At 64.1% G+C, this 15,056-nt stretch carries 14 protein-coding genes, 1 tRNA gene and 1 pseudogene; 8 read left to right on the top strand and 8 right to left on the bottom strand.

From position 1 onward, the window contains the following. The first annotated feature begins 154 nt into the window (after positions 1-154). The 5 genes and pseudogenes from BMX96_RS05160 to BMX96_RS19870 all read left to right on the top strand — a co-directional run. A complete protein-coding gene (locus BMX96_RS05160; protein ID WP_091844544.1) occupies positions 155-1,255 on the top strand; it encodes an ABC transporter ATP-binding protein in 1,101 nt (366 codons plus the stop codon). A gap of 92 nt (positions 1,256-1,347) precedes the next feature. Beyond that, complete coding sequence (locus BMX96_RS05155; protein ID WP_073129486.1) at positions 1,348-2,463, top strand: extracellular solute-binding protein; 1,116 nt, start codon at positions 1,348-1,350, stop codon at positions 2,461-2,463. A 118-nt stretch (positions 2,464-2,581) separates the two neighbouring features. Further along, positions 2,582-2,869: a DUF1330 domain-containing protein gene (locus BMX96_RS05150; RefSeq protein ID WP_073129487.1), complete on the top strand. Its 288-nt coding sequence runs from the start codon at positions 2,582-2,584 to the stop codon at positions 2,867-2,869. A 3-nt stretch (positions 2,870-2,872) separates the two neighbouring features. Beyond that, entirely contained in the window at positions 2,873-4,624 is a 1,752-nt protein-coding gene (locus BMX96_RS19875; RefSeq protein ID WP_236736965.1) for an ABC transporter permease, read from the top strand. Between the two features lie 12 nt (positions 4,625-4,636). Beyond that, a pseudogene (locus BMX96_RS19870) lies at positions 4,637-5,488 on the top strand (ABC transporter permease); the annotation flags it as partial. An 89-nt stretch (positions 5,489-5,577) separates the two neighbouring features. Here the strand turns inward: BMX96_RS19870 and BMX96_RS05140 are convergent. The 8 genes from BMX96_RS05140 to BMX96_RS05105 all read right to left on the bottom strand — a co-directional run bounded on the left by BMX96_RS05140 (position 5,578) and on the right by BMX96_RS05105 (position 12,754). Beyond that, positions 5,578-6,159: a PAS domain-containing protein gene (locus tag BMX96_RS05140; RefSeq protein ID WP_091844543.1), complete on the bottom strand. Its 582-nt coding sequence runs from the start codon at positions 6,157-6,159 to the stop codon at positions 5,578-5,580. A gap of 203 nt (positions 6,160-6,362) precedes the next feature. Further along, on the bottom strand, positions 6,363-7,289 hold the full coding sequence (locus BMX96_RS05135; protein WP_091844542.1) for an AEC family transporter: 927 nt from the start codon (positions 7,287-7,289) through the stop codon (positions 6,363-6,365). After that, positions 7,286-8,083 (bottom strand): MBL fold metallo-hydrolase, encoded by a 798-nt coding sequence (locus BMX96_RS05130; protein ID WP_091844541.1) that lies wholly within the window; start codon positions 8,081-8,083, stop codon positions 7,286-7,288. The genes BMX96_RS05135 and BMX96_RS05130 overlap by 4 nt, the downstream gene beginning before the upstream one ends. After that, entirely contained in the window at positions 8,080-8,874 is a 795-nt protein-coding gene (locus tag BMX96_RS05125; protein WP_091844540.1) for a TatD family hydrolase, read from the bottom strand. The genes BMX96_RS05130 and BMX96_RS05125 overlap by 4 nt, the downstream gene beginning before the upstream one ends. Before the next feature lie 31 nt (positions 8,875-8,905). Then, the gene (locus tag BMX96_RS05120; RefSeq protein ID WP_091844539.1) at positions 8,906-10,030 is read right to left on the bottom strand and encodes a DNA polymerase III subunit delta'; all 1,125 of its coding nucleotides are present in this window, start codon (positions 10,028-10,030) and stop codon (positions 8,906-8,908) included. After that, positions 10,027-10,641 carry a dTMP kinase gene (tmk, locus tag BMX96_RS05115; protein WP_091844538.1) on the bottom strand — a complete coding sequence of 205 codons (615 nt, stop codon included), beginning with the start codon at positions 10,639-10,641 and terminating at the stop codon, positions 10,027-10,029. Before tmk ends, BMX96_RS05120 begins: the two co-directional genes overlap by 4 nt. Then, complete coding sequence (locus BMX96_RS05110) at positions 10,638-11,861, bottom strand: D-alanyl-D-alanine carboxypeptidase family protein (protein ID WP_175481663.1); 1,224 nt, start codon at positions 11,859-11,861, stop codon at positions 10,638-10,640. Before BMX96_RS05110 ends, tmk begins: the two co-directional genes overlap by 4 nt. A gap of 47 nt (positions 11,862-11,908) precedes the next feature. Further along, on the bottom strand, positions 11,909-12,754 hold the full coding sequence (locus BMX96_RS05105) for an SPOR domain-containing protein (RefSeq protein WP_091844537.1): 846 nt from the start codon (positions 12,752-12,754) through the stop codon (positions 11,909-11,911). A 190-nt stretch (positions 12,755-12,944) separates the two neighbouring features. On the opposite strand from BMX96_RS05105, the gene BMX96_RS05100 reads away from it, so the two are divergent. The 3 genes from BMX96_RS05100 (at position 12,945) to BMX96_RS05095 (ending at position 14,912) form a co-directional block, all read left to right on the top strand. After that, positions 12,945-13,034, top strand: a tRNA-Ser gene (locus BMX96_RS05100). 290 nt (positions 13,035-13,324) lie between these two features. Then, positions 13,325-14,077, top strand: coding sequence for a hypothetical protein (locus tag BMX96_RS19230; RefSeq protein ID WP_139209980.1), 753 nt, complete (start codon positions 13,325-13,327; stop codon positions 14,075-14,077). Positions 14,078-14,111: 34 nt separating this feature from the next. Then, on the top strand, positions 14,112-14,912 hold the full coding sequence (locus tag BMX96_RS05095; protein WP_091844536.1) for an FkbM family methyltransferase: 801 nt from the start codon (positions 14,112-14,114) through the stop codon (positions 14,910-14,912). The last annotated feature ends 144 nt before the right edge of the window (positions 14,913-15,056 follow it).

The following is a 15,056-nucleotide window of genomic DNA, read 5'->3' as shown; positions in this document are numbered from 1 at the left end:
GTTAATCGACCGGGAATCCCGCGAAATCGGTCGATTTTACCGGGTTTTGTGGCGTTTTGAGAAAACTCGGCACCACTTGCTTGCATTGCGGGGCAGCGTTCGGTTTATTTCGCGACAAGATCGCGACAATGACGATCAATACGGGGAGAAACCGGTGCCAGACGGGACAAACAGCGAAGCTTTCGTTGCGTTCGATCGCGTGCAGAAAAGCTATGACGGCGAAACACTGGTCGTCAAAGACCTGAACCTAGCCATCGGCAAGGGCGAGTTCCTGACGATGCTCGGACCCTCGGGGTCGGGCAAGACAACCTGCCTGATGATGCTGGCCGGGTTCGAGACGGCCACCCATGGCGAGATCCGGCTGGACGGGAAAGAGATCAACAACATCCCCCCGCACAAGCGCGGGATCGGGATGGTGTTCCAGAACTACGCGCTTTTCCCGCACATGTCGGTGGGCGAGAACCTGTCCTTCCCGCTGGAGGTCCGCAACATCGGCAAGGCCGAGCGCGAGCAGAAGATCAAGCGCGCGCTGGACATGGTCCAGATGGGCGACTTCGCCGGGCGCCGCCCCGCGCAGATGTCGGGCGGCCAGCAGCAGCGCATCGCGCTGGCCCGCGCGCTGGTGTTCGAGCCCGAGCTGGTCCTGATGGACGAGCCGCTGGGCGCGCTGGACAAGCAGCTGCGCGAAACCCTGCAATTCGAGATCACGAACCTGGCGCACGAGCTGGGCATCACCGTGGTCTACGTGACCCACGACCAGACCGAGGCGCTGACCATGTCGGACCGGGTCGCCGTGTTCGACGACGGCCGCATCCAGCAGCTGGCCGCACCCGACGCGCTTTACGAGCAGCCGCAGAACAGCTTCGTCGCGCAGTTCATCGGCGAGAACAACACGCTGCGCGGGACCGTCACCAAGCTGAGCGGCGATCAGTGCGTGGTGAAGCTGGACGGCACCGGCGAAGAGATCGACGCGCTGCCGGTCAATGTCGGCAAGGTCGGCGACAAGACCGTCGTCTCGATCCGCCCCGAGCGTGTCGAGTTCAACCCCGATCTCGGGCCCGATGCGCATACGCTCGACGCCGAGGTCAAGGAATTCATCTACATGGGCGACGTGTTCCGCACGCGGCTGAAGGTTGCCGGGCGCGACGATTTCATCGTCAAGACCCGCAACCGCGCCGACCAGGTGCGACTTTCGCCCGGCCAGAAGGTCAAGATCGGCTGGCTTCCACAGGATTGCCGCGCGCTGGACGCCTAAAGCATCCGGCGCCGTGGCCAACCTTCGATCCACGCCCGGAGACGGAGGTGCAACGAACCAAACGGGCAACTCATCAAGGAGAGATCCATAACATGAAACTGAAGACAATTCTTCTCAGCACCGGCATCGCAGCCACCGCTGGCGCCGTGTTCGCCGCGGGCCACGAGACCATGGCCGACGAAATGACCGTCGTGTCCTGGGGCGGTGCCTACCAGAACAGCCAGCAGAAGGCTTACACCGAGCCCTATGTCGAGATGAACCCCGACGTGAGCGTCACCTGGGACGAATCCTCGGCCGAGGCCGTGGCCAAGCTGCGCGCCATGAACGAAGCCGGCAACATCACCTGGGACCTGGTCGACGTGGTGGCCTCGGACGCCATCCGCCTGTGCGACGAAGGCCTGGCGATGGAAGTCGACCATGACGAGCTGCTGGCCGAAGCCCCCGACGGCACGCCCGCCAGCGAAGACTTCGGCGACCTGATCGTCAGCGACTGCTTCATCCCGCAGATCGTGTACTCGACCACCGTCGGCTATCGCAACGACGCCGAAGGCTGGACCGGCGAGCCGGACACCATCTGCGCCCTGTGGGACCAGGAGAACTTCCCCGGTCAGCGCAGCCTCGAGCGTCGCCCGATCGGCAACCTGGAATGGGCCCTGCTGTGTGACGGTGTCGCCAAGGAGGACATCTACGACGTTCTCGAGACCGAGGAAGGCCAGGACCGCGCCTTCGCCAAGCTCGACGAGCTGAAGGACAACACCATCTGGTGGACCGCCGGCGCCGACACGCCGCAGCTGCTGGCCGACGGCGAAGTCGTCATGGGCTCGACCTATAACGGCCGCCTGTTCAGCCTGATCGCCGAGCAGGACCAGCCGGTGTCGATGCTGTGGGACGCACAGGTGTTCGACCTTGACGGCTGGATCATCCCCGCCGGCCTGTCGGACGAAAAGCTGGCCCGCGTGAAGGACTTCCTGAACTTCGCGACCGACACCCAGCGTCTGGCCGACCAGTCGAAGTACATCAGCTACGGCCCCGCGCGTCAGTCGTCGGCCCCGCTGGTGAGCACCCACGCCGAGCTGGGCATCGAGATGGCGCCGCACATGCCGACCGACCCGGCCAACAGCGAGAACACCTTCCTCTACAACTACGAGTGGTGGGCTGACTATCGCGACGACCTGGACGCCAAGTTCCAGGCCTGGCTGTCGCAGTAAGCTTGATCCTTGCGAAGGGGCGGCGCGGCCGCCCCTTCGTCCCACATCCCCGAGCTTATCCGCGATGATCCGACAGGGGTCATTCCGGATGATCTTGTAGCGCGGCAGGAGGACGGACATGCCCAAAGGCTATATAATCGGCCATATCAAGGTCACCGATCCCGAGGGTTACCCCGAGTACGTTCGGCGCGACACGCCGATCCTCGAATCCCACGGCGCGCGCTTCATCGTGCGTGGCGGCGAGTCCGAGACGCCCGAGGGCACGGACATGGGCCGGCACGTCGTGATCGAGTTCGACAGCTACGAAGCCGCCAAGGCCGCCTATCACGACCCCGAGTACCAAGAGGTCGCCGATATTCGCCGCCGCTGCGCCGAGAGCACCATCATCCTTGTCGAGGGGACCTGAGCCATGACCAGCGCGACCGATCCCGACGCCTATACCGGCGCAACGCCCGACAACGCCATCCGTGACGCCGACCGTGCCGAGAAGGGCCCGGTTCTGGCTGCCGACGGCACGCCGCTGAAGGCATCGCTGGCCCGGTCACTGCGGGTGCAGAAACTGCGCGCATTGGGACTGATCGCGCCGCTGCTGATCTTCATCCTCGTCACCTTCATCGCGCCGATCGCCGACATGCTGTTCCGGTCGGTCGAGAACCAGATCGTGTCCGAGACGCTCCCGCGCACGGTGCAGGAGCTCGAGCGCTGGGACGGTGAAAGCGTCCCGGACGAAGAGACGTTCCGCGCGCTCGCCGCCGACCTGATGATCGCGACCGAGCTGAAGAACCACACCCGCCTCGGCAGTCGCCTGAACTACGAGACGACCGGCATCTCGTCGCTGTTCCGCCAGACGGGCCGCGACATGGACGAGGTGGGCGAGGTCTATCTGGACCAATTCGTCGAGCTGGACGAGGCCTGGGAAGAGCCCGAGACCTGGATGACGCTGATGGCGTCCGACGACTGGCTGACTGCGCGGGACCAGTGGGCGACCGACAAGGAAGAAGCCGAAGCGGCGCAGGACGCGGCCACCACGGCCGAAGAGGCCATCGCGCTGGAATTCACCACGCCCGAGCCCGATTTCCAATTGAACCAGATCTCGCAGGAGGCGCTGCCGCGCACGGCCTCGATCTATCGCCAGTTCGCGCAGGTCATCCAGTCCGAGGACGAGGACAGCCCGGCCGAGGAAGAGCCCTGGGCGATCGTCTACCAGGCGCTTTACGAGGACCTGACCGCCGGCCGCGGCGAAGGCTACGACGGCGAGATCGCCGGCCTTCTGACCGAGGCGCGCGAGGCCGTCGGCAGCTTCGAGGAAGTGCCGGTCCGCGAGTTCTTCCTCGAGGAAGTCGACGAGGACTGGGCCGACCCGGAAGTCTGGGGCACAATCGAGGCCTTCTCGTCGCCCTATACCGCCGGCTACTTCCTGGCGTCGGCCGACTTCCAGCTGACGCCGCAGGGCATCGAGCGGCAACCTGAGGACCAGCAGATCTACGGCCTGTTGTTCCAGCGGACCATGTTCATGTCGCTGACCATCATGTTCAGCTGCATCGTGCTGGGCTACCCGATCGCGTTCCTGCTGTCGAACCTGCCCGTGCGCACCTCGAACCTGTTGCTGATCCTGGTGCTGCTTCCCTTCTGGACGTCGCTGCTGGTGCGGACCTCGGCCTGGAAGGTGCTGCTGCAACAGCAGGGGGTCATCAACGATATCCTGGTCTGGATCGGGCTGGTGGCCGACAACAACCGGCTTGAGCTGATCAACAACCAGACCGGCACGATCATCGCCATGACGCATATCCTGCTGCCATTCATGATCCTGCCGCTCTATTCGGTGATGAAGACGATCCCTCCATATTACGTGCGTGCGGCCAAATCGCTTGGCGCCACGCCCTTCACGGCCTTCCGGCGGGTATACTTCCCGCAATCGGTGCCGGGGATCGGCGCGGGCTGCATCCTCGTCTTCATCCTGGCCATCGGCTACTACATCACGCCGGAACTGGTGGGCGGCACGACCGGCACGTTCATCTCGAACCGGATCGCCTACCACATCTCCAGCTCGCTCAACTGGGGTCTGGCGGCGGCGCTTGGGTCAATCCTGCTCGCCCTCGTGCTGGTGCTTTACTACCTCTACGACCGCATCGTCGGCATCGACAACGTGAGCCTGGGATAAGGAGAGAACACCATGGAACTTCCCCCCTATGCCACGACGGGCGAGCGGATCTGGTTCTATACCTTCCGCGTGATCTGCGGCCTGATCTTCTTCTTCCTGATCGCGCCGATCCTCACGATCATCCCGCTCAGTTTCAACGCCGAGAACTTCTTCACCTTCACGCCGGGCATGCTGGCGCTGGATCCCGATGCCTATTCAATGCGGCACTACGAGGATTTCTTCACCAACAGCCAGTGGCAGACGGCGCTGCGGAACTCGATCCAGATCGCACCCGCCGCCACACTGCTGTCTGTGAGCCTGGGCACGCTGGCCGCGGTGGGCCTGTCGCAAAGCCACGTGCCGGCCCGCCGGGCCATCATGGCGATCCTGATCTCGCCCATGATCGTGCCGCTGATCATCTCGGCCGCCGGGATGTACTTCTTCTACTCGCGCATCGGCCTGCAGGGCACCTGGATCGGCGTCGTGCTGGCCCACGCGGCCCTGGGCATTCCCTTCGTCATCATCACGGTGACGGCGACGCTGGTGGGCTTCGACAACTCGCTGACGCGGGCCTCGGCCAACCTGGGCGCGGGACCGGTCCGCACCTTCTTCAAGGTGCAGATGCCGCTGATCCTGCCGGGCGTGATCTCGGGCGGCCTGTTCGCCTTCATCACCTCTTTCGACGAGGTCGTGGTGGTGCTGTTCGTCGGATCGGCGGGACAAAAGACGCTGCCTTGGCAGATGTTCATCGGCCTGCGCGAACAGATCTCGCCCACGATCCTGGCGGTCGCCACGATCCTCGTGGTGATCTCGATCGCCCTGCTAACCACGGTCGAGCTGCTGCGCCGCCGGTCGGAGCGCCTGCGCGGGCTGTCGCCCAGCTGAGGGCGCGATCTGCCCAAAATGAAGAGGCCCGGCGCGCACGAATCGGCCGGGCCTTTTTTCTTCGGAAAATGCGGCGCCGGGACGATCTCTCAGCCGGTCCGGAGCCCGTTCACGGATTTCTGGCATCTGGCCGACAGGTCTTTCAGCATCTCGGACATGTCTTCGGGCACGGGATCACCGCTGGCGCTGACCCAGTCTGCCATCTGCGCGGTGAGGGCGGCAAAGCGCGTCAGCTCGTCCAGGGCCGCCGCTGCGGTCTTGGCGCTGATGTCGATCTCGCAGGTCTCGGGGCCATCGGCGGCGACAAGGCGGCTGATGGCCAGGACGGTCTCGTAGTCGTTGCCGCTGCCCAGAAGCGGACAGATGTCAATTTCCCATTCGCCGCCGTCGAAGTTCAGCCGGTGGGTCGAGCTTTCGCCCATGAAGGCGCAGGAGACGGCCATCTCGATGGTCGTGCGGTCGGCGCCGGTCCACATCTCGGACCACTTCTCACCGCAGAGCGCCGCGCCGTCGGTCGCCTGCAGCAGCTTCACGCCCGAATCGTTGATGGCGGTGATGCGGCCCTTGCGGTCAATCACCTTGACGCAGAGGTCGGGGCGGGCGGCCAGCGCGGCCAGGGAGGCATTGCCGAAATTTCGGTTGGCGATATTCGGAAGGGCGACGTCATCCATGGTGTAAGGTCCCAAAACTCATGTAACTCGGCCTGTCATGAGCTTTCTGCAGATGGGCCTGTCGGAAGGCGCTGCCTTCCTGTCCTGATCCTGCCGCGCAATTCCCTGCCGGGAAATGTCGACTGTATCAGTGAGCCAGAACTCTCATCCGATCGTGGCGTGCTTGGGGCGAAACCAAGGATTCTGTCGCAGTTTGGTGGGCGCTACGGAAGAATCAGAAGCCACAGCCAAATCGACAGGATCGACAGCGCCGTACCGATCAGAACGCCCGAGGCCGCCGTGCGCCGGGCCGCGCCATAGATGTTGGCGAAGATATAGGCGTTGACGCCGGGCGCCATCGCGCCGGTGATGACCGCCGCGCGCAGGGCTTCGGGGCCCAATCCGAAGAGCAGCCCCAGACCCAGCGTCACCGCCGGATGCACCACCAGCGAGGCGAGGCAGACCAGCCCGATCAGCCGGAGGTCGCCCTCGGGCTTGTAGCGGTAGAGAATGCCGCCCAGGCCGAACAGCGCGGCGGGCAGCGCGGCCCGAATCATCATCTGCAGCGCGTCATCCAGAACCTTGGGCAGTGAAATTCCCGTCAGGTTCACCACGAATCCAAGGCCGATCCCGATGACCAGCGAGTTGTGGAACATCGCGTTGCCGACCTTGCGCCCGAGCCCCACCAGGGTGGTCTGCTTGGCCCGCACCAGCTCCATCGCGGTAACGCCGAGCAGGTAGCAGAACGGCGCGTGAATCGCGATGATGGCGTAGTTGAAGCGCAGGCTCTCGGCGCCGAAGGCGCGCTCGGCGATTGGCAAGCCCAGCAGCACGGTGTTCGAGAACAGCCCGCAGAACCCGATGGCGACCGCATCCTCCCAGCCGCGCCCGAAGAAGCGCGCGCCGAGGACACCCAGCAGGAACCCCGAGGCGGCGCCCACGTAGAAGCTTGCGAGGATCGGCCAGGTGAACTCGGCGCCGAGGTCAAGCGTGGCAATGGCGCGGAACAGCAGGCAGGGGATGGCGAAGCCCTGGGTGAACTTCATCAGTCCATCGACCGCGCTGTCGGCGAACAGCCCGCGCCACACCGCCAGGTAACCCGCCCCGATCACCAGGAACACGGGCAGGATGACGTCGAGAAGGGCGCTCATCCCCCTTGCGCCAGGACAAGGCCGTCATGGGCCGGGATGACGTGCTCGGGCGTCTCGTCCAGCACGGTCCGGTAATCCAGGTCCACGTGCATGTTGGTCAGGACGGCCCGGCGGGGCGCCGCGCGCTCGATCCAGTCCAGTGTGTTCGCGAGGTGCGAATGGCTGGAATGGGGCTCGCGCCGCAGGGCGTCGATGATCCAAGTGTCCAAACCGCGCAGCTGCTCCCAAGCAGCGGGGGGAATGTCCGAGACGTCGGGGAGGTAGGCCATGTCGTCGATGCGGAATCCCAGCGCCTCGATCCGCCCGTGCTGCACGCGGATCGGCTCGAACGTGATCGGGCCGCCCGCACCCTCGACAGTGACCGGGCCGTCGATCGGGTTCATGTCGAGGATCGGCGGATAGCTCGACCCCTCGGGCGTCTCGAACGCGTACTGGAACCGGGTGTAGAGGCTGGCCGTGGTCGCGGCATCGGCCCAGACCGGCAGTCGCGCCCGCATGTTGAAGACGATCATCCGCAGGTCGTCGATCCCGTGGCAGTGATCGGCGTGGGCATGGGTGAACACGACGCCGTCCAGCCGCGCGATACCGGCATCCAGAAGCTGTGACCGCAGGTCCGGAGACGCGTCGACCAGCACCTGCGTTGTGCCCTCTGCGCCTTCGCGTTCGACCAGGATGGAACACCGCCGCCTTGCATTGCGCGGCTCGTTCGGGTCGCAATCGCCCCAAAGTCCGCCCAGACGCGGCACGCCGCCGGATGACCCGCAGCCAAGGATCGTGACGCGCAGATCGCTCATGCCTTGCCCCACGCGGCCGCCTTCGCGAAGAGCCGGTCGAAATTCGCCTCGGTCGCCTTGGCGAAATCGGCGTAGTCCAGCCCGAACACCGCGGCCCCCACGCGCGCGGTATGGGCGGTATAGGCCGGCTCGTTGCGCTTGCCGCGATGGGGCGGGGGCGCAAGGTAGGGGCTGTCGGTTTCCACCAGGATCCGGTCCAGCGGCGCGGCTGCGAAGATGTCGCGCAGCTCCTGCGATTTCTTGAACGCGGCGATGCCGGACATGGACAGGTAGAAGCCAAGGTTCAGCGCGGTTTCGGCCAAGGCCGCCCCGGAAGAGAAGCAGTGCATGACACAGGAATAGCTGCCGACCGCGTGCTCCTCGGACAGGATGCGGGCCATGTCGTCGTCGGCGTCGCGGGCGTGGATGATCAGCGGCAGGCCGGTCTGTCGCGCGGCCTCGATATGGATGCGCAGGCTTTCCTGCTGCACCGCCGCGCTGTCGCCGGTGTAATGGTAATCCAGTCCCGTCTCGCCGATGCCGACCATCTTGGGGTGGTTGGCGAGCGTCAGCAGGTCGTCGACGCTGGCCATGGGCTCGGACGCGGCGCTCATGGGGTGGGTGCCCGCGGCCCAGAAGACTGGATCATGCGCCTCGGCGATGGCGCGGACCTGGTCGGCCTGCCGCAGCTTGGTGCAGATGGTGACCATCCGGGCCACGCCCGCCTCGCAGGCGCGGGCGACGATGGCGTCGCGCTCGCCCTCGAAATCGGGAAAATCCAGGTGGCAATGGCTGTCAGTGATGGTGGTCATCGGGCCCCGTGTCCGTCCTACGGGCGGCTAGTTAGCGCGAAAGGATCGCGCGGCCCGTGTCGTTCAGCGTGAGGCCCGTATCGAGTATGAGCGTGGAGGGGTCAAGGTTCACCGCCCGCCCATGTGCCAGCCGGGCGGCAACGCTCTGGTGCAATGTCGCCCACTCCCGCGCGGCCCAGGGGTCGGGCGACAGTCGGGCCAGCATGTCCGCTTCGCCCTTGGCCGCCTCGGCCTCGGGCGGGGCACCGGCACCCGCGCGGGCCAGACGCGCGATCAGCAGGTCGATGAGCCGCACCAGCGTGTCGAGCTTCGCCAGCCCCGCGTTGCCCGCAAGCCCCTGTGACAGCGCCACCAGCCCCTGCCGGTCCATGTCGGGACACCCGCGCATCAGTGCCACCAGCCGCGCGTAGGTGGCCGGCCCGTTCTCGTGCAAAAGGCGTGCCGCTTCGCCCACCGATCCCTCGGCTAACTGCGCCATGACCATCTCGGGTACATCCGTCTGCAACCCCGCCTGTTCGAGCGCGGCGCCCAGGTCCGCGGGACCCAGCGGCGCACAGCCCAGCGTCCGGCAGCGCGACCGGATCGTCGGCAGCAGCCGCGCGGGCGCGTGGCAGACCAGCAGGAAGGTGGTGAGGGCCGGGGGCTCTTCCAGCAGCTTCAGGATGGCGTTCTGGGTCGCCACGTTCATCTGGTCGGCGCTGTCGATCAGCACCACCCGCCGCCCGCCATCCGCGGCCGAGAGATGCAGGAAGGATTTCAGCTTGCGCGCGGTATCGACGGTGATGTCGCGGCGCGGCGTGCCGGTCTGCGGGTTCACGGTGGGCCGCATGAGGAACAGCCGCGGCTCGCCCAGTGACGCCACGCGCGCGACCACGGGGTGATCTTCGGGCGTGTCCAGGCTGTCCGGCGCGGCGGGTGCGAACATGCCGCCGTCCCCTTCGGGCTGCGACAGCAGGAACCGCGCGATGCGCCAGGCCAGCGTGGCCTTGCCGATGCCACGCGGCCCGGTCAGCAGCCAGGCGTGGTGCAGCGTGCCCGCGTTGTAGGCGTCGAGGATCGCGGTCTCGGCCCTGTTCTGGCCGAACAGCCGCGCGGTGTGGCGCGGGTGGGGGACGCCCTCGACGCGGTCGGGTTCGTATTGCTCTTCCTCGCTCATGGCAGCGCGGCCCAGACGTCCTGCGCCACGGCCTCGGCGGCGCGGTCCCCGTCGATGACGCGGAAGCGACCCGGCGCCTCCTTTGCCAGGGCGAGAAAGCCCGCGCGCATCCTTGCCTGCATCTCGGCGCCGAAGCTCTCGAACCGTTCCTCGGCGCCCTGGCGCCCCAGTGCGCGGGCGAGGCCGGTCTCGGGGTCCATGTCGATCAGGAAGGTGCGGTCGGGCTCGATGCCGATCATCATGTCGTGGAGCGCGTCGACCTGCGCCCGCAGATCGGCCCGCGACAGCCCCTGGTACATGCGCGTGCTGTCGGCGAAGCGATCGCAGATCACGGTGGCGCCGCGCGCCAGCGCGGGCCGGATCAGCCGTTCCAGGTGGTCACGCCGCGCGGCGGTGAAAAGCAGCAATTCGCATTCGGCCGACCAGCGGTCGGGATCGCCTTCCAGCACCAGGCGGCGGATCTCCTCGGCGCCGGGCGACCCGCCCGGTTCACGTGTGAGCACGACCTCGCGCCCCTCGGCACGCAGCCGGTCGGCGAGCATCCGCGCCTGTGTGGATTTGCCCGACCCGTCGATGCCCTCGAAGCTCAGGAACAGGCCGTCCTGCGTCACTGGGGCGTGACGGCCGCTGCGGCGTCGGCGACGGCTTCTTCGGCGGCGGCCGCAAGCTCATCCGCGCCGGTCGCGCCCAGCAACTGGCGGAAAAGCACGCCGGCCGCCGTCTTCAGCCGCGGAACGAAGCCCGCCGCGGACACGGCCCGGTCGGCCAGGAGCGGCATCTCGGTGTCGGGAAGCCCTTCGACCTTGATGACCAGCGTGCCGATCTGCTGGCCTTCGGCGATGGGCGCCTGGATCGGACCGGTGAATTTCGCCTCGGCCACCATGCTGTCCTGAGACAGGGCGGGGATCAGCATCTCGGCATCGTTGGCCGCCACGAGACCCACCTGCGCCGTGTTGCCTAGCCAGACGTCCGCCATCGCCACGGACTGTCCCTTGGACACGACCTGGCGTTCGACGAACTGGCGGAAGGCCCAGCTGACCATGCGCTCGGCTTCCTCGGCGCGCGCCTTCTCGGAGTCGAGACCCGAGATCACGAAGACCACGCGCCGGTCGCCCTGGGCCGCCGAGCCGACCAGCCCGTAACCCGCTTCCTGCGTGTGGCCTGTCTTCAGCCCGTCCGCGCCGATGCCCAGCCCCAGGAGCGGGTTGCGGTTGTTGTGGTTCGCGGGAACGCGCCCGTCATATTCAAAGGTCTTCTGTGCGAAGTAACCGTAGAGATCCGGAAACTCGGTGATCAGCCGCGTGGCAAGGATGCCCAGGTCGTGCATGGACATGCGATGGTTCGGGTTCGGCCAGCCCGAGGCGTTGGCGAAGGTCGACTGGGTCATGCCCAGGTCACGGGCGCGCGCCGTCATCTGGCGGGCGAAGGCGTCCTCGCTGCCGGCCAGGCCCTCGGCCACCACGACGCATGCGTCGTTGCCCGACTGCACGATGATGCCCTGAATCAGCTCCTCGACCGTGGGGCGGTCGTTCTCGGTCAGGTACATGGAGGACCCGCCCAGCGCGGCGGCGCGCGACGACACGCCGAAGCGCGTGTCCATGCTGACGCGCCCGTCGCCCAGGGCCTCGAACAGCATGTTCAGTGTCATCAGTTTCGACATGGACGCGGGCGGCAGGGGCACGTCGGCGTTCTTCTCCATCAGCACCGTGCCGGTGCCCACGTCATAGACCCAGGCGGATCCGGCGCGGGTGTCGAACTCGGCCTGCGCCAGGGCGGCGCCGGCCATCATGATGGCCGGAACGGCCCAAAGGATCCGGAACAGGCGTGTCATCTGGTGGCCCTTTCGTAGCGGCGTTTAACGAGTCGGAAACCGGTGTATCAGCCCGACACGTAATAGGCATCCTCGAAGCCCAGCTCTTTCACTTTCGCGAGAACGGCGGCACGGTCGGCGCTGTTGGTCGCCGGCTCGACGATCACGCGGTAGAACGTCTTGCCCTGGGTGGTCTGCTCTTTAACCGTCGGCACGACCCCGATCCCGCGTAGGGATTGCGCGGTGTTCTGGGCGTTGTCCTGCACGCTGAAAATGCCGATCTGGATGAAGGGCTTGTCAAGGCTCGAAACGGGGCGCACCGGCGCCGTCTCGGTCGGCTGGCTGGCCGGCGCCTCACTGGCGGCGGGCGCGTCCAGCGACTGGGCCGCGATCGTGTCGGGGGCCGACAGGCTCTCGGTATCGGCCTCGGCCGCGTCCGTCTCGGGGGTCACGGTGGTCTCGGTCGTCGCCGGCTCGGCCGAGGACTCCTCGCGCCGCAGCGCGGTCACGTTCAGCGTGGTCGGTGCACCCGCCAGCATGCCAAGCGCCTCGGCCGCGTCCGAGCTGACCTGCAACCGGGGGCCCGGGTTCTCGCGCTCGCGGCGGAACAGGGCACCGATCACGAAATTGCCATTGCTTTCGTTGCGGATGATCACGCGCTCGGGTTCGTCCACGTCGGGATGGGCCACCCAGACGCCGCCCAGCGACGGGCGCCCGTCCCAGAGGCCCGGCTCGGTCACCTGGAACACTTCGGGCGCCTCGACGTCACGCTCGACCAACTCGGTCGTGCGGGATCCCGGAGCGTCGCCGTCACGTCCGCCGCCGAAGGGACCGTCGCCGCCAACGCATCCCGCCAGGGCCAGAGCCGCAATGGCAAGGGAGAGCGGTCGGAAAATGGATCGCGTAAGATTCATGCCTGTCCTCGACCCGGCGGCACGCGGCCGCCCGAGATGTCTTGATTGCTGCCCGGTTGGCCCTTGTCGGGCCTTTTGTCGTTGATGATAGCGGCTCCGCCCCGCGCTGCAAAGCACTTCGCGTCCGCCCGCGCGATTTCACGCCGCGACCCTTCCCATCACGCCGCCGAGGCGCTAGCACGTCTGCGTCGGAGGAGTGGCAGAGTGGTCGATTGCACCGGTCTTGAAAACCGACGTAGGTGAAAGCCTACCGTGGGTTCGAATCCCACCTCCTCCGCCATTTTTGCAAGGCCGCCTTAAGGCTCTGTAATATATATAAATTCACAGAGTGCCGAAATTACTACCACACACGCCTACCACACACGTTGGCCACATACGGGGCGCTCTCTGAGTGGGAGGGTTTCCAAGACCGGTGGAGGCCCCTCTGGCACCAGATGGAGGCTTGAGGCGAGCTACAAGGCGGCCTACCGCGCCGTATAGGTCTTTCTGAGTAGCCGGATACATGCCACAAAGAGACAACTACGGTATGCAACTGCGTCCTTGCCGGGCACTAAGTGGAGGAGTGAAGCCTTGCAAACCTTTGAGCGATCCACAGAGATGGATCTTTTACTGGTATCCGGAGCTCGGCCGATTCTTCTGGAAAAAACATTGAAGAGTTTTTCAAGTAATGTCTTAAGTAATTTCCGGCTGACCAACATCTTCGTGAACATCGACAGATTTCAAGGCGGTGAGAGGGAGGTGTCTCAAGCTGAGGAGATTGTGCTCGGCTTCTTCCCAAATGCGATTATTCGCAAGCCGGAAATGCCATCATTTACTAGTGCTGTAAGCTGGTTGTGGCAGTCAGTTCGCTCCCCCTTCTGCTTTCATTTGGAAGATGATTGGATCGCAGAAACCCAAATCTCCGAAGACATGGTACTACCATATTTTTCGACTGAAGTCCGGCAGGTTTCCATTTTGACTCGAGAGAAGAATTGGTCGCCTCAGGTTCCTTTTCACTGCAAGTGGAGGCGACGCAAATTTCTTGGTCTCAACTTTGGACGCGAATATCTCGCCAACGAGCCAGTATTCACAACCAGCCCCTCATTCCTCGAGCGAGATTTTGCAAGGGCGTGTGGGTCTATGATGGACGTTTCGCTAGATCCGGAAAAGCAATTGTACGATGGAAAAAACGTAGAGCTCCGAAATTTCACCAGTAAGTTTCGTAACAGGATTATCTCTGACAGCGGAAAATTCTTGATTAAAGATATTGGCCGCGCCTTCAGGGAGGAGAGCGGCCTGAAAAAGGAAATAGTTGACGGTAAAAGTTCCTGGGTCGAAAATTGACTGCCAATACTCTATTTATAGGCCAGCCTGCACCATGAATGTCTTCAAAAGGTTTCTGATCAGGGCGGGAGCGCGCATGATCGGCAATGAACCGAAAGAGTTTATTCGGCTGCTCCAAGGCCATGAAGTATCGAGTGTCTGCTTCGATACCAAGTGCGGCCCTGTTTTTGTCCCTGCAAACTCTCGCTCTATCATCGAAAGCTTCATCAAGGGGCATTATTACGGCTCAGAAATTGTGGATAATTTTCTAGGCTTTGAGACAGGATCCGACAGGATTGTAAACGTTGGCGCAAATGTCGGTACAACGGCAAGACTTATTGCTCACTCTGGGAAGTATCAAAGAATTGATTGCTTTGAGCCTCACCCGCAGAACTTTTCTTTGCTACAGGTGAATCTGCTGGGCTATGAGGGCATGTCGGCCCATATGGCGGCGGTGGGAAGTGAGGAGGGAAAACTTCCTCTCAACATTAATCCAATGAGTGTTGGCAGGCATTCGTTTAAAACGGATTTCGGTCAAGGGTTCATTGATGTTCCCGTTGCAACACTTGATGATTTCCTAGAGGGAGATGAGCTATTTGATTTATTCATAGATGTTGAGGGGTGGGAGATTGAAGTTCTGCGTGGTGGGGAGAGAAGTCTTGGTAGATGCAATTTGTGCGCGATTGAGTGGAATGCTCAATCTCATACGATTGAGGAGCGAAAAGAGTTGTTAGATTTGCTGCGCCGATCTGGCTTTACCAGGGCGGTCAATTTGACTGATCCCAAGAAGGATTTTCAGATCGAGGACATTGCAAAGCCTCTGAGGCAACTTGACATAGCATTGCTTCGGGATTGACGGTTATCGACCTATGGGTTGCCGTGTAGTTTCGTCGTCAAGACGGGTAAAACTCAGGTATAGAGTGGTTTGCCCCGATTTTACATTTTTTCGGATTTAGAGGCGTGTGTGCGTCGATGTTGCTCCCATTTATAGGATCTCAGA

It is taken from the genome of Palleronia pelagia (genome assembly GCF_900110115.1).
Classification (GTDB): domain Bacteria; phylum Pseudomonadota; class Alphaproteobacteria; order Rhodobacterales; family Rhodobacteraceae; genus Palleronia; species Palleronia pelagia.
The sequence above is the reverse complement of the archived record's forward strand: the minus strand, read 5'-3'. Positions and strand labels throughout refer to the sequence as shown.